The 18,961-nt window shown below is 60.0% G+C and carries 12 protein-coding genes and 1 pseudogene; 5 read left to right on the top strand and 8 right to left on the bottom strand.

Annotated elements, in window-relative coordinates:
- Window positions 1-64: 64 nt before the first annotated feature.
- Both NA8A_RS10110 and NA8A_RS10115 read left to right on the top strand, forming a co-directional pair.
- On the top strand, window positions 65-1,291 hold the full coding sequence (locus tag NA8A_RS10110; protein WP_009450346.1) for a lytic murein transglycosylase: 1,227 nt from the start codon (window positions 65-67) through the stop codon (window positions 1,289-1,291).
- 23 nt (window positions 1,292-1,314) lie between these two features.
- Window positions 1,315-2,523: an SGNH/GDSL hydrolase family protein gene (locus NA8A_RS10115; protein WP_009450347.1), complete on the top strand. Its 1,209-nt coding sequence runs from the start codon at window positions 1,315-1,317 to the stop codon at window positions 2,521-2,523.
- Between the two features lie 106 nt (window positions 2,524-2,629).
- Here NA8A_RS10115 and NA8A_RS10120 read toward each other — a convergent pair whose 3' ends face one another.
- The 3 genes from NA8A_RS10120 to gltB are packed head-to-tail and all read right to left on the bottom strand — an operon-like array spanning window position 2,630 to window position 9,448.
- The gene (locus tag NA8A_RS10120; RefSeq protein ID WP_009450348.1) at window positions 2,630-4,084 is read right to left on the bottom strand and encodes a glutamate synthase subunit beta; all 1,455 of its coding nucleotides are present in this window, start codon (window positions 4,082-4,084) and stop codon (window positions 2,630-2,632) included.
- An 18-nt stretch (window positions 4,085-4,102) separates the two neighbouring features.
- Window positions 4,103-4,693 carry a glutathione S-transferase family protein gene (locus tag NA8A_RS10125; protein WP_009450349.1) on the bottom strand — a complete coding sequence of 197 codons (591 nt, stop codon included), beginning with the start codon at window positions 4,691-4,693 and terminating at the stop codon, window positions 4,103-4,105.
- A 24-nt stretch (window positions 4,694-4,717) separates the two neighbouring features.
- Window positions 4,718-9,448 carry a glutamate synthase large subunit gene (gltB, locus tag NA8A_RS10130; RefSeq protein ID WP_009450350.1) on the bottom strand — a complete coding sequence of 1,577 codons (4,731 nt, stop codon included), beginning with the start codon at window positions 9,446-9,448 and terminating at the stop codon, window positions 4,718-4,720.
- Window positions 9,449-9,997: 549 nt separating this feature from the next.
- On the opposite strand from gltB, the gene NA8A_RS10140 reads away from it, so the two are divergent.
- The 3 genes and pseudogenes from NA8A_RS10140 to NA8A_RS10150 all read left to right on the top strand — a co-directional run bounded on the left by NA8A_RS10140 (window position 9,998) and on the right by NA8A_RS10150 (window position 12,473).
- Complete coding sequence (locus tag NA8A_RS10140) at window positions 9,998-11,047, top strand: threonine aldolase family protein (RefSeq protein ID WP_009450352.1); 1,050 nt, start codon at window positions 9,998-10,000, stop codon at window positions 11,045-11,047.
- A 160-nt stretch (window positions 11,048-11,207) separates the two neighbouring features.
- On the top strand, window positions 11,208-11,510 hold the full coding sequence (locus tag NA8A_RS10145; RefSeq protein ID WP_009450353.1) for a BufA1 family periplasmic bufferin-type metallophore: 303 nt from the start codon (window positions 11,208-11,210) through the stop codon (window positions 11,508-11,510).
- Window positions 11,511-11,872: 362 nt separating this feature from the next.
- Window positions 11,873-12,473 (top strand): annotated as a pseudogene (locus NA8A_RS10150) (YdeI/OmpD-associated family protein).
- Window positions 12,474-12,768: 295 nt separating this feature from the next.
- Here the strand turns inward: NA8A_RS10150 and NA8A_RS24330 are convergent.
- The 5 genes from NA8A_RS24330 to NA8A_RS10175 form a co-directional block, all read right to left on the bottom strand.
- Window positions 12,769-14,607 (bottom strand): TniQ family protein, encoded by a 1,839-nt coding sequence (locus tag NA8A_RS24330; RefSeq protein ID WP_009450355.1) that lies wholly within the window; start codon window positions 14,605-14,607, stop codon window positions 12,769-12,771.
- Window positions 14,604-15,554 carry a TniB family NTP-binding protein gene (locus NA8A_RS10160; protein ID WP_009450357.1) on the bottom strand — a complete coding sequence of 317 codons (951 nt, stop codon included), beginning with the start codon at window positions 15,552-15,554 and terminating at the stop codon, window positions 14,604-14,606. Before NA8A_RS10160 ends, NA8A_RS24330 begins: the two co-directional genes overlap by 4 nt.
- A complete protein-coding gene (locus NA8A_RS10165) occupies window positions 15,547-17,667 on the bottom strand; it encodes a Mu transposase C-terminal domain-containing protein (RefSeq protein WP_009450358.1) in 2,121 nt (706 codons plus the stop codon). Before NA8A_RS10165 ends, NA8A_RS10160 begins: the two co-directional genes overlap by 8 nt.
- A complete protein-coding gene (locus NA8A_RS25100; protein ID WP_240532770.1) occupies window positions 17,664-18,185 on the bottom strand; it encodes a Tn7 transposase TnsA N-terminal domain-containing protein in 522 nt (173 codons plus the stop codon). Before NA8A_RS25100 ends, NA8A_RS10165 begins: the two co-directional genes overlap by 4 nt.
- A 378-nt stretch (window positions 18,186-18,563) precedes the next feature.
- Window positions 18,564-18,800, bottom strand: a complete 237-nt coding sequence (locus NA8A_RS10175; protein ID WP_009450360.1) for a helix-turn-helix domain-containing protein — start codon at window positions 18,798-18,800, stop codon at window positions 18,564-18,566.
- Window positions 18,801-18,961 lie beyond the last annotated feature (161 nt).

Below are 18,961 nucleotides of genomic sequence, written 5' to 3' on the forward strand. Positions count from 1 at the left end.
TTCCCGTTCAAACCGATTCCGGTTTCGGAACCGATGCGCTAGAATGTTTGTAACGGAGGTACCGATGTTGTCCCGCTTTCCCGTGCGAAAACTGTCTCTCGCCGTGATCGCTTGTTCTGCGGCAATGGTGATGGCCACCCCGCTGCCCGCCTTCGCCGATGCCGGATTTCAGCGCTGGATTTCCCAGTTCCGTTCCGTCGCCATGCAGAACGGCATTTCAGGCTCCACCTACGACCGCGCCTTCCGAGGCGTCAGCGAGCCCGACCCGGAAGTTCTCGAAAAGGCGCGCTACCAGCCCGAATTCCGCGCCGAGGCCTGGGAATATTTCGACAACCGCGTCCAGCAGGACACCATCGAAACAGGCCGGCGCATGGCCCGCCAATGGAAGCCCTGGCTCGACCGCATCGAGCGCCAGTTCGGTGTCAGCCGTTATGTGCTGCTGGCCATCTGGTCCATCGAATCCAATTACGGTGAGGTACTGAAGAACGAGCGCGTGATGCGCAGCCTTCCCCGCTCGCTCGCAACACTCGCTTATGCCGACAAGCGCCGCGCGAAATTCGCCCGCCAGCAGCTTATCGCCGCCCTCAAGATTCTGCAGACCGGCGACATCGATGTCGGCCATCTGACAAGTTCGTGGGCGGGCGCCATGGGCCACACCCAATTCATACCGACCAGCTATCAGGCCTATGCCGTCGACATGGATGGCGATGGCCGTCGCGATATCTGGAGCTCGGTGCCTGACGCGCTGGCCACCGCCGCGAACCTTCTGCGCAAGAATGGCTGGCGCGGCGGCGAGACATGGGGTTATGAGACCGCCGCATTGCCTTCCGGCCGCAAGTTCCCAGGCGGAAAAATGGCGCTGTCGCGCTGGCAATCCATCGGCGTGGTGCGTGCCAATGGCAAGCCCTTCCCCCGCCCCTCCGATACCGCCGAGCTGAAGGTGCCGGATGGCCGCGCCGGGCCCATCTTCCTGGTGACGAAGAATTTCGATGTCATCAAGCGCTACAACAATTCCGACAAATATGCCCTCGCCGTCGGCCTTCTGGCGGATGAGATCGCCGGTTATGGCGGGCTTGTGCGTGACTGGGACCGGCCTTTCGAGCGCCTTTCCTATTCCGAAACGGAAGAATTGCAGAAACGCCTCGGCGCGCTCGGCTATTACGACGGACCTATTGACGGCAAGATCGGCAGCGGGTCACGCGACGCAATCCGTGCCTTTCAGGCCCGCAGCGGCATGCAACAGGATGGCCACCCCGGCAAGGAAGTGCTACGCCGTTTGCGAAGCAACTGACAAGGCGCAGGAACGCACCTGAAATGAGGCAGGAAGGAACTCCAGGAAAGGCCACTCGCAGGCGCAATGTCCTGCTTGCTGCCCTGGCGTTGTTCCTTCTGCCTGCAATCTTTCAGGCGGCTGGTGAAGCTCAGGCGCAGGAATATCGGCGCGAGCAACGTGGCCTGCTGGATTTTCTCTTCGGCGGCGCGCTGCGCAACCGCCAGCAGCCTGCTCCAGCACACGAGGCGCGCCCTCAGAAACCCAGCACATCGCGTCAGCGCTCCTATCGTCCGGCAGCTGCCGCTCCAAGCCAGCCGCCGACACCTCCAGCCGCCGAAAAGCTGGAGAGCGCCCGCACCGTTCTAGTGGTCGGCGACTTTCTTGCCGGCGGCCTCGCAGAGGGACTTGAAGCCGCCTACGCGCAATCGCCGGGGGTGCGCATCATCGACGCGAGCAACGGATCGTCGGGTTTCGTGCGCGACGACTATTACAACTGGGATGCCGAGATCGCCCCGCTCTTGGACGAGCACAAACCTGCCATCGTGGTGGTCATGATCGGCTCAAACGATCGCCAGCAGATGACGGTCGGTGAAAATCGCGAGACACCGCGTTCTGAAGCCTGGCTGAAAGAGTATCGCCAGCGGGTCGATGACTTTGCCGACACCATCCGTGAGAAAAACATTCCGCTGATATGGAGCGGCCTGCCTTCCTTCAAGTCCCCAAGCATGTCATCCGACATGCTGGCCTTCAACGATATCTACAAGACCGAGGCGGAATCTGCCGACGGCACGTTCGTCGATATATGGGACGGATTTGTCGATGAAAACGGCGCATTCATCTTCACCGGGCCGGATATGAACGGGCAACCTGCCCGCCTGCGCGGCAGTGATGGCATCAACCTTACCCGAGCCGGCAAGCGCAAGCTCGCCTTCTACGTTGAAAAGCCCCTCAACAAGCTTCTCGGCCAAGCCGTGGCGCCCGATATCGGCGAAGTGGCCTTGCAAAACCTTCCAGAGGAGCAGCAAGCTGCCGCTCCCGCAGGGCCGGTCTTCGTTAACCGAACCGCTCCCATTGCCCTGACCGACCCTGTGCTCGATGGCGGCACGAACCTGCTTGGCGCCGAGGTGAAGCCCATTGGCAAGCTGATTAAGGAAGGCAGCCCCGAGCGCCCCACGATCGATGAAGCTCAGCCCGGCAGGGCGGATGATTTCGCACTGCGTCCGGTCGAGCAAAACGGCAGCCTGCAATAGTAAGAACGCCCGCAGGGAAGGAAGGGCGTTTCAAGCTTCACCGAAAACGACAAAGCCGCGCATCCAAGATACGCGGCTCTGCAAAAACATGTCGGATCGGATCGCCTCAGCGCGGCAGAAGCGTCGTCCCCATCAGAAACTCGTCAATTGCATGAGCCGCCTGACGGCCCTCCCGGATCGCCCAGACCACCAGGGACTGGCCGCGACGGACATCGCCCGCCGAGAAAAGGCGATCCACACTGGTGCGGTAGTCGCGATCGTTGGCGACAACATTCACCGAATTACGCCGATCCGTATTGGTTTTGAGCCTCTCGCCGAATTCATTGAGCACCCCTTCATCCAGCGGACCGGAGAAACCGATGGCGATAAAAGCCAGATCCGCCTTGATGATGAATTCCGTGCCGGCAATCGGCTTGCGCTTCTCATCCACCTCACAGCATTTCACACCCGTGAGCACGCCATCCTCGCCGATGAACTCAAGCGTCGCCACCTGGAACTCGCGGTCGGCACCCTCCGCCTGCGAGGAAGAGGTCCGCATCTTGGTTGCCCAATAGGGCCACACGGCGAGCTTATCCTCCTTCTCCGGCGGGCGGGGACGGATATCGAGCTGCGTCACCCGGACCGCGCCCTGACGGAAGGCCGTTCCCACGCAGTCGGATGCGGTATCGCCGCCGCCGACGACCACCACATGCTTGCCGCCGGCCAGGATCGGATCGGCAGCCCAGGCGACCGACTGGATGTCCTCACCGCCGACGCGGCGGTTCTGCTGCACCAGATACGGCATGGCGTCGTGAACGCCCTCCAGGCCCGCACCCGGAATGCCCGCCGGGCGCGGGCGTTCCGAACCGCCGCAATAAAGCACCGCATCATATTCCGTAAGAAGCTCTTCGACCGGTTTGTCGACGCCGACATTCACCCCGCAATGGAAGGTCACGCCCTCGCCCTGCATCTGCTCGATGCGGCGGTCGATATAATGCTTCTCGATCTTGAAATCGGGAATGCCATAGCGCATCAGCCCGCCCGGCTTGCTCTCGCGCTCGAAGACATGCACCTGATGGCCGGCGCGTCCGAGCTGCTGTGCGGCGGCCATGCCGGCCGGTCCTGAACCGATGATCGCAACCTTCTTGCCGGTCTTGCGCTCGGACGGATAGGGCCGCACGAAGCCCGTTTCATAGGCCTTGTCGGCAATCGCCTGCTCGATGGTCTTGATCGCCACCGGAATGTCTTCGAGATTGAGCGTGCAGGCTTCCTCGCACGGCGCCGGGCAGATGCGTCCGGTCCATTCGGGGAAGTTGTTGGTGGAGTGCAGATTGCGGATCGCCGTTTCCCACTCGCCATTGTAGACAAGGTCGTTCCAGTCCGGAATCTGGTTGTGCACGGGGCAACCCGTTGGCCCATGGCAATAGGGAATGCCGCAATCCATGCATCGGGCAGCCTGTTTCTCGACTTCCGTATCCGACATCGGCAGCGTGAATTCGCGGAAATGGCGAATGCGGTCGGATGCCGGCTGGTACTTGTGCACCTGCCGGTCGATTTCGAGAAAGCCTGTAACCTTACCCATCGAATAAACCCCGTTATTCTAGTGAAGCGCAGGAAGTCCGAGAACTTCCTCGCATCGTGCAATCCAGCGGGTGAGCGCCGTGCGCCCGTCGAAGTCGAAGCCGCCCTGCGGGGCGAGCCGCGTGTAGCCGAGCAGCGCGATATCCGCGATCGTCAGGGACGAACCGACGAAGAAATCGCGCCGCTCAAGCGCCATATTCATGAAGTCGAGAGCCGCTTGCGCCTTCTCGACTTTTTCGGGAGCCCGCGTTTCGACGGGCTCTCTGCGATAGACCACGTGGAACCGCGCACCGGCCACGTTGGGTTCGTGAAAATTCTGTTCCCAGAACATCCACTGGTCGATTTCGGCCTGCGTAAAGGCATCTTCCGGCAGAAGCGCGCTTCCACGCGCCAGATAGCGCATGATCGCACCCGACTGCGCGATTGTCCTTCCGTCGACGAGCCGCACCACCGGCACCTGGCCGAAGGGCGACATGGCGAGGAATTCCGCCGTGCGGCTTTCCCCGGCCATGATGTCGACCTCGTGCCAGCGATAAGGCAGGCCCAGAAAGTCGGCCGTGTATTTGACCTTCAGGCAATTGCCCGAGTTCAGGTCTCCAAACACATCCACTGAAGCGTCTCCCCGGCCCGGCGCCTATTCCGCCGCCAGACCGAGTTTCATGCGCTCCATCTCTTCGAGGGCACGACGATACTCGACCGGCATCACCTTGCGGAATTTCGGACGGTAATCGGCCCAGTTGTCGAGAATGGTGCGCGCCCGCTCCGAGCCCGTGTAATGCAGATGGTTCGAGATGAGCTGCGCCAGACGCTCTTCATCATGACGCGTCATGTCGCCCGAAACGTCGACACGGCCCTTGTGCATAAGGTCGCCGCCGTGATGGTGCAGCTTCTCGAGGATATCGTCTTCCTCGGGAACCGGCTCGAGCTCGACCATGGCCATGTTGCAACGTTCGGCGAAATCGCCGGCCTCATCCAGCACATAAGCGACGCCGCCCGACATGCCTGCAGCGAAATTGCGGCCCGTCTCTCCGAGAACGACCACCACACCGCCCGTCATATATTCGCAGCCATGATCGCCCACGCCTTCCACAACGGCTACCGCACCAGAGTTGCGCACGGCAAAACGCTCGCCCGCCACGCCGCGGAAATAGCATTCGCCCTCCGTCGCACCGTAAAGCACGGTGTTGCCGACGATGATCGAATTCTCCGCAACGATCTGCGACTTCTCATCCGGATGGATGACGATACGCCCGCCCGAGAGCCCCTTGCCCACATAGTCGTTGGCATCGCCGATCAGCTGGAACGAGACGCCTCGCGCCAGGAATGCGCCAAAGGACTGGCCTGCCGTGCCCGTGAGGCGCACGGCAATAGTGTCTTCCTTCAGGCCCTTCTGACCGTAGCGCTTTGCCACAGCACCCGACAGCATTGCGCCTGCCGAGCGGTCGGTGTTGCAGATAGCAACATCGAGCGACACCGGCTCGCGGTTCTCAAGCGCCGGCTGGGCGCCTTCGATCAGCTTGCGGTCGAGCACATCGTCGATCGGATGGTTCTGCCGCTCGGTCCAGCGGATCGCCTCGCGCGGCGCTTCCGGCTTGTAGAAGATCTTCGTGAAATCGAGCCCACGCGACTTCCAATGCGAGATCAACGCACTCTTTTCCAGAAGGTCCGACTGTCCAACGATCTCGTCGAGGCTGGTATAGCCCATCTCGGCGAGATACTGGCGCACCTCTTCGGCAATGTAGAAGAAGTAGTTGATCACATGTTCTGGCGTACCCTTGAAGCGCTTGCGCAGAACGGGGTCCTGCGTCGCCACACCCACCGGGCAGGTGTTCAGGTGGCACTTGCGCATCATGATGCAGCCGGCGGCGATCAGCGGCGCGGTTGAGAAACCGAACTCGTCGGCCCCCAGAAGCGCGCCCACGATCACGTCGCGACCGGTCCTCAAGCCACCGTCCACCTGCAGCGCAACGCGCGAACGCAAGCCGTTGAGCACCAGCGTCTGGTGCGTCTCGGCAAGCCCCATTTCCCATGGGCTGCCCGCATGCTTGATGGAGGTGAGCGGCGAAGCGCCCGTGCCGCCATCATAGCCGGAAACCGTAATGTGGTCCGCCCGCGCCTTGGCAACGCCGGCAGCGACAGTGCCGACACCGACTTCCGAAACGAGCTTCACCGAGACATCCGCATCCGGGTTGACGTTCTTCAGGTCGAAGATCAGCTGCGCCAGATCCTCGATCGAATAGATGTCATGGTGCGGCGGCGGCGAAATCAGGCCGACGCCCTGCGTGGAGTGACGCACCTTGGCAATGGTGGCATCCACCTTGTGGCCAGGAAGCTGGCCGCCTTCGCCGGGCTTCGCACCCTGGGCGACCTTGATCTGCATCACATCGGAATTGACGAGATACTCCGCCGTCACACCGAAGCGCCCGCTGGCGATCTGCTTGATTGCAGAGCGTTCGGGATTGGCCGAGCCATCCGGCAGCGGCAGGTAACGGTCGGCTTCCTCGCCGCCCTCGCCCGTGTTCGACTTGCCGCCGAGCGCGTTCATCGCCCGCGCCAGCGTCGTGTGCGCCTCACGGCTGATCGAGCCGAAGGACATCGCACCCGTCGAGAAACGCTTCACGATCTCGGCCGCTGGCTCGACCGCCTCCAGAGACACCGGCTGACGGCTGGTATCCTTTGCGGTCCTGATCGAGAACAGGCCGCGAATGGACTTGGCGTCCGCCGCCTGACCGTCGATCATCCGGGCAAAGTCGCGATAGGTCTCCCACGACTTGCCGCGCACGGCATGCTGCAGGGTGGCGACAGCATCCGGCGACCAGATATGATCCTCGCCGCGCATGCGGAAATTGTACTCGCCGCCGACCTCGAGCGAATTGCGCAGCAACGGATCGTCGCTGAAAGCAAGCGTGTGGCGCGTAACCGTCTCCCCGGCGATCTCCTCCAGCCCGACGCCTTCGATGGTGGTTGCCGTACCGGTGAAATACTGCGCGATGAAATCGCTCTTCAGACCGACAGCGTCGAAAATCTGCGCGCCGCAATAGGACTGGTAGGTGGAAATGCCCATCTTGGACATCACCTTGAGAACACCCTTGCCAATGGCCTTGATGTAGCGCTTCACCACTTCCTGCGCATCGACTTCCGGCGGGAACGCCTTGTCGCGATGCATGGCAAGCAGCGTATCGAACGCGACATAGGGATTGATCGCCTCCGCGCCGAAGCCTGCGAGGCAGCAGAAATGATGCACCTCGCGTGGCTCACCCGACTCGACGACGAGGCCGACCGCAGTCCTGAGCCCCTTTCGGATCAGGTGATGGTGCACCGCCGCCGTGGCCAGCAGCATCGGGATTGCGATGCGGTCAGGCCCGATCTGGCGATCCGACAGGATGATGATGTTGTAGCCGCCCGCAACCGCGGCCTCGGCGCGCTCGCAGACACGCTCCAGCGCCCCACGCATGCCTTCGGCGCCTTCGCCGGATGCATAGGTGACATCGATGGTCTTCGTATCGAAGCGGTCTTCCGTATGGCCGATGGAGCGGATCTTCTCCAGATCGCCATTGGTCAGGATGGGCTGCCGCACCTCCATCCGCTTGCGGCGCGAATTGCCCACCAGATCGAAGATGTTCGGACGCGGGCCGATGAACGAGACGAGGCTCATCACCAGTTCCTCGCGGATCGGATCGATCGGCGGATTGGTGACCTGTGCGAAGTTCTGCTTGAAATAGGTGTAAAGCAGCTTCGCCTTGTCGGACATGGCCGAGATCGGCGTGTCCGTGCCCATCGAGCCTATGCCCTCCTGGCCGGTCGTGGCCATCGGCGCCATCAGCATCTTGGTGTCTTCCTGCGTGTAGCCGAAGGCTTGCTGCAGGTCGAGCAGCGCCACGTCGCGGCGCAGCGCGCGCGGTTCCACGGGCTTCAGGTCTTCCAGGATGAGCTGCGTGTTGTCGAGCCATTTGCGGAAGGGATGCTTCTCCGCAACCTGCGCCTTCACTTCTTCATCGGAGATGATGCGCCCCTGCTCGAAATCGATCAGAAGCATGCGGCCGGGCTGCAGGCGCCACTTGGTCACGATCCGCTCTTCGGGAACGACCAGTGCACCGGCCTCCGAAGCCATGATCACACGGTCGTCGTCAGTCACCACATAGCGGGCCGGTCGCAAACCGTTACGATCGAGCGTCGCGCCGATCTGCCGACCATCGGTGAAGGCCACTGCCGCAGGCCCGTCCCACGGCTCCATGAGGGCCGCATGATATTCATAGAATGCCTGCCGTTCCGGGCTCATCAGGCGGTTGCCTGCCCAAGCTTCCGGAATGAGCATCATCATGGCATGCACGAGCGGGTAGCCGCCCTGGTAGAGGAACTCCAGCGCGTTGTCGAAGCAGGCCGTATCCGACTGCCCCTCATAGGAAATCGGCCACAGTTTGGAGATGTCGTTGCCGAACAGCTCCGAATCCACGGAAGCCTGGCGCGCCGCCATCCAGTTGACGTTGCCACGCACCGTGTTGATCTCGCCATTATGCGCGACCATGCGGTAGGGATGCGCCAGTTCCCAGGACGGGAAGGTGTTGGTGGAGAAACGCTGGTGGACGAGTGCCACCGCCGATTCCACACGCGGGTCCTTCAGGTCCTTGTAATAGGCGCCGAGCTGATAGGCGAGGAACATGCCCTTGTAGACGATGGTCCGTGACGACATGGAGACGGTATAGAAGCCGTTGCCCTTGCCGCCGGTCTCCTCATAGATCTTGCCCGAGATGACCTTGCGCAGGATATAGAGACGGCGCTCGAAATCCTCGTCATCGGCAATACCCGGACCGCGGGCGATGAAGACCTGCCGGTGCACCGGTTCGGAAGCCGCGATATCCGGCGCCTTCGACAAACAGGAATTATCGACCGGAACGTCGCGGAAACCGATGACGTCCTGCCCTTCCGAACGGACCACCTCGGCAATCACCTCGTCGATATGAGCGCGCAGCACCCCATCGCGCGGCATGAAGAACTGGCCGACGCCATAGTGGCCTTCCGCCGGAAGCTCCACACCGCGGGCGGCCCACTCCTCGCGGAAGAACCGGTCGGGGATCTGCATCAAAAGGCCCGCGCCATCGCCCACAAGCGGATCGGCTCCCACCGCGCCGCGATGGGTCAGGTTCTCGAGCATGGCAAGGCCGTCCTGCACGATACCGTGCGAGCGCTTGCCCTTCATATGGGCAACGAAGCCCACGCCGCAGGAATCGCGCTCGTTGCGCGGATCGTAGAGACCCTGCGCCGGCGGCAATCCCGTGACCGCATTTTTCGTGCGTTTGACGGCCGCCGTTCCTGCCTGCCCGGCGGGCACGAACCCAGTCGACACAGATGGCGTCATTTCCGTCATCGCAACTTCCTTCATAAATTCTGCCCTGGAGCGGTTGCCCGCGGGCGGTCGTTAAATCTCCGGGCAGCCAGACTGCGGCCAACCGGGGTTTATGCACGGCGTTTCTTTTTAAGAAGCCGGAGGAACGCTTCACCGGTCCGCTCCGGTGCGCTTCTTTTAATTGGGCGGCGCATCCTTGACGAACGCGATTTTTACGACCGTTGCCGGCCCGCCGATTTCGCACCCTTCTGCCGTCGCGTTGCGGCGGCCGGACGGGCCGATTGTAACGCATATTCGGTGATCATTGCGCGATTAAATAAGACAGCACTACTGTCCTATCTAGTCAAATGCCAGAAATCCACGCGCGACACAAGACAAAAATGCAAATTTTATGCGCAAGAAGCGTAAGAAAGTTTCGCTGATCCGACTTTAGGCGTAATTTTCAACCGCAACCTGAAATCCTTCTCCTGCCGTTGAAATTCGCATCCCGCAAGGGTTGCGATGCCTTCCTCCCTCGGCCAATCTGACGCCCGATTTTCCAGCACGAAATCCTGAAAGGCAAGATGCAGCATGATCTTCGCTTCCGACAACTGGGCCGGCGCGCATCCCAAAATCGCGGCAGCGCTTTCGGCAGGCGCCCAGGGCTATGCCTCCGCCTATGGCACGGGGGAACTCGACCGCAAGGTGGAGCAACGCTTCTGTGAATTGTTCGAACGCGATGTGGCTGTCTTCTTTGTCGGAACCGGCACGGCGGCCAACTCCATCGCCCTTGCTTCGCTCTCCAGGCCCGGCGGCGTCGCCTTCTGCCACACGGAAGCCCATGTGATCGAGGACGAGGGTGGTGCGCCCGAATTCCTGACGGGCGGCGCGCGTTTGCGGGGCGTTACCGGTGACCTCGGGCGCATGGATCCGAAAGCCCTCGATGCAGCAATTCGGCTCCACCCCGCCCAGTTCGTTCACTCGGGCCAGCCCATGGCGGCCACCATTACCCAGGCGACCGAGATCGGCACGCTCTATGGCCTTGATCAGATCGCGGTCATTGGCGAAGTCTGCCGCGAACACGCAATCCCTCTCCATCTCGACGGCGCACGTTTTGCAAATGCGCTTGTCGCCCTTGAAACGACGCCCGCCGAAATGACATGGAAACGCGGCGTCGACATCGTCTCCTTCGGAGGCACGAAAAACGGCTGCTGGTGCGCGGAAGCCGTGGTCGTGATGGATCCGGCGAAGGCATCCGACCTGCCGTTCCTGCGCAAACGTTCGGCTCATCTCTTCTCGAAGTCGCGTTTCATCGCAGCCCAGTTCGATGCTTATTTCGAGGATGGTCTCTGGCTCGAAACCGCCCGCCATGCCAATGCAATGGCGGCAACGCTTGCAGATCGTCTTGAAGAGAGTCCAGCCGTACGCCTCGCCTGGAAACCGCAGGCCAATGAGGTCTTTGCGCTCATCCACACTCAGATTGCTTCCGAATTACAAGCAAGGGGCGCCCGTTTCCATCAATGGAACCTGCCTCAGGGCTTCTCTCAGACGCTGAACGACGGCGAGGCTCTCTATCGTTTCGTCACCAGCTTCGCCACGACGCCCGCCGACATCGAAGCGTTCGGCGCACTGCTGCCCTGATCGGGCAGCACAGCCCGTCAGGTAACGCACGACCTCACGGTCGCGTGACGGCGACGCGATGAACGGTAGCACGCGCTTGATTTCCAAGTGAGCGCTCCCTCTGGGACAAGGATGACGCCGGGAGAGAGGCCCGGCACACCGAACCCCAGAGGAGAAATCCATGACCACGAAAACCATCCTGAGCGCCGCCTATATTGCGGGCTCTGTCGCTGCTGCCCTGTCGGCCGGAACGCTTGCCACGGGCACCGCCCAGGCTCAATCGAAAGAGAAATGCTACGGCGTGGCCATGGCCGGCAAGAACGATTGCGCCGCCGGCCCCGGCACCACCTGCGCAGGCACCTCCAAGGTCGATTACCAGGGCAATTCCTGGAAGTATGTCGAAGCGGGCACCTGCGCCAAGATGGAACTGCCCGGCAACCGCATGGGTTCGCTCGAGCCGCTCGAACGCGACATGCCGTCCTGATCCACTCACATCGCGATAACGAATGCCGGGTGTCGATTGCCACGGTATTTTGCTCCAAGGCAATTTCTAAGTAATTGAAAATAAACAAGTCTGGTTCGGGCGCTTTCAGTTATTTTGCCCTTATTGCCACGGTAATTTGCCCTTGGGTTGAATGGTGCGCCGACGTGTACCCTAGCATGTCCACGACGTCGAGGCGGCGTTCGAGTCGTTGAAGGCGATGGGGGTGACCGAGTATAATCCGATTACCCGGCGCGGCGTCACCGGTTTCGTCACCGCCTCGATTATCGACCCTTCGGCAATGGGCTGGGGATCATATCCAATCCGCACTATCCGGAAGTGCTGGCCAATAGAGAGGCTCACTGATGGCCCCCGTTGTCGTCGATCCTGCCAAAGTCCGCGAGTCCCGGATGCGAACGCCTTTTACGCGTGGCTCGGCGAGAACCACACAGAGCCGATGAGATCTGGATCAAGATCCACAAGAAGGCATCGGGGCTGAAATCGATCACGCCGGTCGAGGCGATCGATGTGTGCCTGTGCTTCGGCTGGATCGACGGCATCCGCAAGGGTTTCGACGACAGAAGCTTCCTCCAGCGCTACACGCCGCGCGGGAAAAAAAGCATCTGGAGCCGGATCAATGTCGACAACGTCGCCCGGCTGATCGGGGAAGGCCGGATGACCGAACACGGGCTGGCCGAGGCCGAGGCCGCAAAAGCCGAGGGGCGCTGGGACCGTGCCTATGCGAGCGTCAGGGAGATGACGCTGCCCGACGACCTGCTTTCAGCGATCGAGGCGGAGCCGCGGGCGAAGGAAACGCTTGCCACGCTCAACTCGCAGAACCGCTACGCGCTTGCCTTCCGCCTGCACAACATGAAGACCGAGGCCGGACGCAGGAAGAAGATCGAGAGCTTCGTCGCCATGCTCAAGCCCGGCGAGACGATCTACCCGCAGAAGCGGAAGACCTAGAGCAGTAAGTAACTCGCCGTTCCAATTTTGCTTTTAGGCAGAATTCACTCAAAAGAATCCACGATTGGAGAACGCTCGAACGAACTCCCGCCGTAGGAGAAAAGTGACGTTATGCTCGCAATCGTGCAGCTTGAGCGACATGGCTGCTCACCGGACGCAAATAGACCCGGACTAACTGGCTAGTGAGAGCCCGGGTCTTTGTTTGCTCTAGGAAACGGGGGCCGGAAACCAGCATCCCACTCCGTGAATAAGATAACAACTTTCAGCCGGAAGTCGATTCGCCTGGACTCGGTAATCATTCAAGAGTGGTTCGCGAGGTCCGCTGCAGATCCAGATCGAAAGCCTGTTCGATATCAGCACGCCGATAAATCCGACGGACGCGTCTGGGAACTTTCCTCGGACGCAGGCCCATGGCATCCAGTTTGATGGCGAGCGGCCCCGAAAGTATTCCGAGGATAGCGCTCAGTTCCCCGACCGTTATGAATTCCTTCTGAAACCGCCGCAGCTCAACCGCCCCTACAAAGCAGCGCTGGCCCCGCATGTATGGGTGCCGTGCACTGTAAATGCGAAGTTCACCGCGTTTTTCGAGGTAGCGAATAGTTCGTGTGTCCAATCTCAACTGTCGGGCAACATGGGCCATTGGAGGGTCGCCGGCCGACGGGGGCGCCAGACACCGCATGACTTCCTCGGGCTCCAACAACAAGGCTTCGATGCCTGTCTTCGTCGGGTCCCGACGCGCGGACGTCAGCCGGCCTTCCAGAAAGTGATGGAATATTTCGTGAACGGATGCCTGTGTTGCTTTGTAGACACTCGCCAATGGACTCAGTTTCGGCCCAGGACGTGCGGCTTTGAGATCGCGCACGGGAGCGACGAGTGCTTCGACTTCCATTCTTGAAAGGTAGGGAACAGCAGCTTTGTCCCTCCTTTGAACCAGCAGGCCTGCACGAATGAAACGAACCACCTGCTCATAGCGGCAGCCCAGAGTGCAACTGGCCTCCACGATTGTCATCATATCGTTCGCTTTCGCTTGGAGCGCCTCCATCTGCTGCTGTGTCAGATTCGCCGGCTGGTTGGCTTCATCATCGGAAACCGCAGTCGTTGAAGCGATCAGCCGGGCGAATTTTTCTCGCCGCACACCAAGGCTCCTTCTGCTGCGAGTTAGGCTGTAACAACGTGGATTATCGATGCGCCGACCAAGGATCCTCACGCCTGGTTCAAGCGGATAGTTCTCCACAATATGCTCTCGAACGAGATCCGCGAGTGCCTTTGCATCACGCGAGGAACGAAAATGGCAGTTCAGCCAGGCAAAGAACATGCCCAAGTCACGATTATGATAAGCAAAACGCCCGGCGAACTCGGCCTTAAGGTCCAACAGGACGCCGCGTAAATGATCGGCGCCAGCTTGCAGGATTTCGAATCCGGTGCCGCCGGCAACGTGGAGTTTGGGCTCGCTCAGGTCAGAGAACCTGAGATCAGTTCCGAACTCGACACGTGCGCCTAGCGTTTCAGAGGCTTTGCACACGACCGGCAATGACAACCGGTCGATCAAGGCTTCCCCCCTCCAGCCGGACAGGCGCTTTCGCAGATAGTGCTCGAGATCTGAGGGGGCACGATCGGTCGCAATGTTTGCGATATTTGTGATCTGCGGCCAATGTTTCCGGACAATCGCAGCGAAATCGTAGTTCTCTTTCGAATGCTGCTCACTCGGCAATGACAGCAGCGGGATATGGTGAAGTTCGCATGTCCTGTTCGAGACAAGCCGCCAGTCTGCGCGACAGAACGCCCCAGCAAATCCATTCTCGGCAATGCTGTCCCTTAGGCAATACGGACAAGCCCTGGGGCGCGTTCTGATAATGGAGCCACGAATCAGCGTCTCACGGCCAATTCTCATACGGCCGCCTGCCACGACTCTACAAGCAAACCGTTGCAGCGTAGATGCATGGGCGCCCGAAAGTTCGGCCAGCCGCGCAATTTCCGAAGCGTCTCCCCTGATCAGCGCATTCCATTCTAGCCCCATGTCGAGACAGAATTCGATTGCGCCGCCCGAATTGTTTCGGATCGCGAGGCGGGAGGCGAATGATGTCGGTGTTTCCCGCTCTGCAAGATCGCAGCTTAGACCCAGTACCGGGTTCATCGCACGGTCTCCACCTGGAGGAGTTCCCGCACGTTAATGCGTTCGAAGTCGTCTGCAAGGAATGGATTGAGCCCGTCAATACATCCCGAACGTCGACGAAACGCACATGTAAAATGTTGCCGGTCGAGGCGCCGGTCACCGGCAATCAGTGCTTCTTCGATTGCGCCAATAATCAGTTCAATGACGAGACCGAATTCTCCGTCAGCAGCGCGGATGAGGCGGGCGGCAAAATCATCTCCAACGGTATTTCCCGTTTCCATGCTTGTGCGGTCTGCATATGACGCGACGATCTCGATAACCCGCTCGCCATCGAGCCCCGCACGCAGTCTAGGAAATTCAACTGGATAGAAACGCCGAGCAAGTTGAGGATCGTGATTAAGCAGATCCTTGACTTCCGGCATGCCCGACAGGATAAGCCCGACCGGCCATTCCTTGGTCTGCATCAGCGATTTCAGCGTTCTGACCACAGATTGCAGCATCTTGGGTGTCTGATAGCGCAGCAGATCTTGAGCCTCATCCAAATGAAGGAATAGTGTCTTTCTCTGCTGCAAATGGTGTCTGACCATCTCCCAGATGATCATTTCAGTTCTGTTGCGGCGAAGCGGATAACCGAGAGCTTCCAGGGCGGTCTGACCGACAAACTTCAGCGTAGCGGGCGATGGCACCTGGAAGCTGACGACGTCCCTGCGTGAATCCTTCTGGTTTTCTGATACCAATCCAGGTGTGTGAGACAGAAGTCGGGCAATGGCAGTGGTCTTGCCACTACCTGACGCTCCAACAACAGCAATGCCCCGCGCCTCTGTAATCAAGCCGGCCGCAAGTTCAGCACGCCGTCTGTCGAGGAGCAGTCGAAACTGCTCCTCAAGCTGTAGGAATGCCGGATGATGCGCAAAAATGCGCCGCAGAACGACCACCCGGGCGGCAACCTCTGCTTGCTTGTCAGTCATCGGACAGCTTCCACGGTTTCGCGTCCCGCGGCTTGGGCGTCTGTGACTCGTCGTGAGGTGGGGAGGCTGGCTGATCGCCAATTGCATCGCCCAAAAGACCATCGACCTGAGGCAGCTCCTCGTCAGATGGATCAGCACCAGGTTTGATGCGCAGCCCCAGGAACAGTTCGCGTTCGCATCGCTCCAGGTCTGCAGCTGTGAGCGTAGGTGGCTGAACCCGCCTGAGTTCCCGGGCCCCCTGATCGATTGCTCGGATCCTGTTGCGCGCCCGCTGAACCATGTCTTCAGTCAGAACGGCATCATCCCGGTGTTTGGTCCGAAGATCACGCACGGTTTCTCGCCATTCTGAAAGGGACAAGCCCCACACGGCCTTCGATACTGCCTCGGCAGGGTGCCAGTGTGCGTGGAGGCAAACAGAAATGTGCGTCAAATCATGTGGATCAACTCGAATTTGGATCTCGCGCGCCTGACCGGTGAGCAAAGCTCTCTGAAGTTCCGGGCTGTTGTAGCTGATGCCGTGAACAAGGACACCGTGTCGGCCAAGCTTTCTGGTCAGTGGAATGCCGAACACCACGCGCCGGGTGTTGGAGTCCGGCGGAGGTGTGGCGCCTTGTTCGGCCTTCAAGCGTTTCCAGGCATTTGCTGGGGTTTCCCCCTTGAGGCCAGCGTGAGGTGAATTGTGATAGATGTCGACGATGAAGTTGATGAATATCTCGGCAAGTTCGTCATCAGTCAGCGCTGCCCATTGCTCTGAAGGATAGTCACCCCGCTCGCTGGGATTCGAGAAGGTGCGCCCAGTGAGCATTGGGGCCAGTTGCTGACCGAAGGTTCCGAATATCCGCTCAATTGTCGAGCGCAGTTTTGGTACGCCGGCCGGAGGCGCTTCGTAAGTAGCGCCGAGGTCGGTGACGGCAGTCCGAAATTCGACCGAGGCGAAAGCGGATCCCTGATCAGTCACGAGCGAACCAATGCCGCCCCAGAAGTCCCACGGGGATTCGCAGCCGGCCGCTTGCGCAATAGCCGTCTTGTCGAGAGCGATGAGTTCGAGGGCTCGTACAGCACCCTCAGCGGACGGATTCGCAACGAGGCGGAAGGCCACAATGCAGCGAGTGGCACAATCGATCGCTACGTAGATCCAGCGCCGGCCTATCTCGAAGCGGGCCCTGTCGCTCGATTCAAGTGCATCGAGGGCGCCAGAGTTTCCGAAAAGAGAGGCCACATCGACCTGCCATTCGTCCATCTCGATGCGCTCCAGCGGATAGCTGGCGGGAATACCGTTCTCGTAGAATGAGAATTTCCGTTTGGCGGCGTCGATCCCCTCTCGATGGGCCACGACGTGGAATGGATCAAATTTCCTGATGCGACGATGAATGGTCCGACCAGAAGGTATCTGGAAGGAAGGCAAACCGACTCCTATGCGACGTCTGTTTTCTTCTTTGAACCGGCTGTGTGTGTCCCTGACGATCTCCTGAACGGTGGGTTTGTTTCGGGAGAGATAACCTGCAATGCATTCCGCCAGGAGCGCATCTGCCTCGGCTGCGAACTTCCGGGTGTACGTCAAGACGCTTCGTCTCTTGCGGAGGAAAGCGAGAGGGCTAAGTCCACAGGCCTCAAACCTGCGGGTCCAGTTCCGCAATGTCCATGCGGAAGGGGGCAATCGGCGCCTGACCGTCACACCCGCCAGGTTCTTTCGGTCCAAAACCTGCCATTCTGTCTCACGAGAATCGACCAGAGCTGATAACCTGGGCATGGCACTGCGAATGGAATCAATTGTGCGACAGACTGTGCCCCTTGTTTCGGCGTCAAGAAATGCGTTGCAGTAAGCAGCCTTCCACAACAGGTCTTCACGCGTATCCGCGGGAAGCGTGTTGAGATATTGATGGTCGCATCGCAGTCGAAGCGCCGCCCGCCCGCAAGAAAAATGGTCTCGTTTGAACCGGATGTCTGGCGATGCGAGCAACCCGACAAGTTGTTCGTGAGTGAACGACAGGCGCACTGCACTATCGTCGATTCGCCATAGAACGACGCCTTTGTCGTCCTGGCTTTGAAGAAGATGATCGGCACCATTGATCGTGATGCAGTCTGTTTCGGACAACCGGAACCGGGAAGTCATTGTGCGACCTCCCTGACTACACGGGTGGTTGGTTCGATATCTCCATGATCCAGTGCCCGCGCATATCCGGCGTAGATTGCCCGAAACACCGCGCGAAAGCCTCTTCCCTTCAGGCCGCTCAACGATACGATCTCTGCGATAGTCGTCTCACCCGAAAGGGTGTTGATGATTGACTGAACCCCGGAATCAGCTTCCGGATCGGGGCTGCGCCGGAACTCGTGAAGCCGGGCCGCATTGCGGGCCGCGGAGGACGTGAACGATCGGTCGGTCACCAGGTCAACACGATGTGCGAATGCAAGGCTGGTCGCCGCACGGATCAATACAAACTCGCTGCGAAACCTGGGCCTTGCAGCAAGCGCTGCGGGCTTCACGGCAATCGCTATCCGCTGCCCGCTTGTCAGAGTGATCAGATAGTCAAATACGTGCTGCCTTTGGCGTCCGCCAGTCGATTCATATGAAATCGCCGGCGGCTGATCCCAGATATCGTGGATGTCAGGCCGCGCCAGCAGCAGGTGCAAAACCCGCTGCTCCAGTTTGCTCTCGAATACGATCCGCCGTGGATGCCTGTCCGCGGGCAACCGGGCGACAAGTACTCCCCTGAGGCTTGCTCGTGACCGGGGAGATATATGCCGGATCGACCGGCTTGAAAGCGGAGGTCTGAAATTCTCGTTGTGGTGATGTGTCATTGTCTGTCAGCCAAGGACATGCGGGCACCAACGGCCTGCCGCCCAGGCAGCTCCTTTCCGGGGTTTGCAACGGCCTCCCCGCTCGCCGTGCTGGCAGGCAGGCTTGACTCTTTGTTCTGTTCGCGGGAGAAAGGAGCATCGGTGGAAATCGATATTCCTTACGGCCTTGAGGGGTGCAACTCTCAGGGCCGTTTCCCGTTTGGATGCCGGTTACCGTTTCATCTGCCCCTCCCGTTTTGCATATTTGCCAGGCCAGAGATGACATGGCTCGACGCCGAGCTTGTCGGCGATCGCCTGTTGAACTCTTTGGGAACTTCGGTGCCCCTGGCAGACCATGGTCACTGAAACGCACGAGACGCCGAGCTCTTCGGCGATTTTGGCAAAAGTGATTTTCCTTCTGCGCAACTGGCGTTTGATCCAGTCGTGACGCTCGATGTCGACGTGCATCTCTCGGCACCTTCAGATGAAGCAGGCGAATCAGCTAATACTTCGCTACCTGCTTAGAATCTCCGGGGCAACAGAGCATCGAGAGTGACGTTGGGGATAATTCTAATCTATTTCCGTTACCTTATTGGCAACGTAGTAGAGGTGGATCCTCTTTTGGGAGA

Source organism: Nitratireductor indicus C115 (assembly GCF_000300515.1).
GTDB classification, from domain to species: Bacteria; Pseudomonadota; Alphaproteobacteria; order Rhizobiales; family Rhizobiaceae; genus Nitratireductor; species Nitratireductor indicus.

Coding starts and splice junctions, on each gene's coding strand:
- NA8A_RS10110 (WP_009450346.1), top strand. CDS start 65: ATGTTGTCCCGCTTTCCCGTGCGAAAACTGTCTCTCGCCGTGATCGCT.
- NA8A_RS10115 (WP_009450347.1), top strand. CDS start 1,315: ATGAGGCAGGAAGGAACTCCAGGAAAGGCCACTCGCAGGCGCAATGTC.
- NA8A_RS10120 (WP_009450348.1), bottom strand. CDS start 4,084: ATGGGTAAGGTTACAGGCTTTCTCGAAATCGACCGGCAGGTGCACAAG.
- gltB (WP_009450350.1), bottom strand. CDS start 9,448: ATGACGGAAATGACGCCATCTGTGTCGACTGGGTTCGTGCCCGCCGGG.
- NA8A_RS10140 (WP_009450352.1), top strand. CDS start 9,998: ATGATCTTCGCTTCCGACAACTGGGCCGGCGCGCATCCCAAAATCGCG.
- NA8A_RS10145 (WP_009450353.1), top strand. CDS start 11,208: ATGACCACGAAAACCATCCTGAGCGCCGCCTATATTGCGGGCTCTGTC.
- NA8A_RS24330 (WP_009450355.1), bottom strand. CDS start 14,607: ATGAACCCGGTACTGGGTCTAAGCTGCGATCTTGCAGAGCGGGAAACA.
- NA8A_RS10160 (WP_009450357.1), bottom strand. CDS start 15,554: ATGACTGACAAGCAAGCAGAGGTTGCCGCCCGGGTGGTCGTTCTGCGG.
- NA8A_RS10165 (WP_009450358.1), bottom strand. CDS start 17,667: ATGACTTCCCGGTTCCGGTTGTCCGAAACAGACTGCATCACGATCAAT.
- NA8A_RS10175 (WP_009450360.1), bottom strand. CDS start 18,800: ATGCACGTCGACATCGAGCGTCACGACTGGATCAAACGCCAGTTGCGC.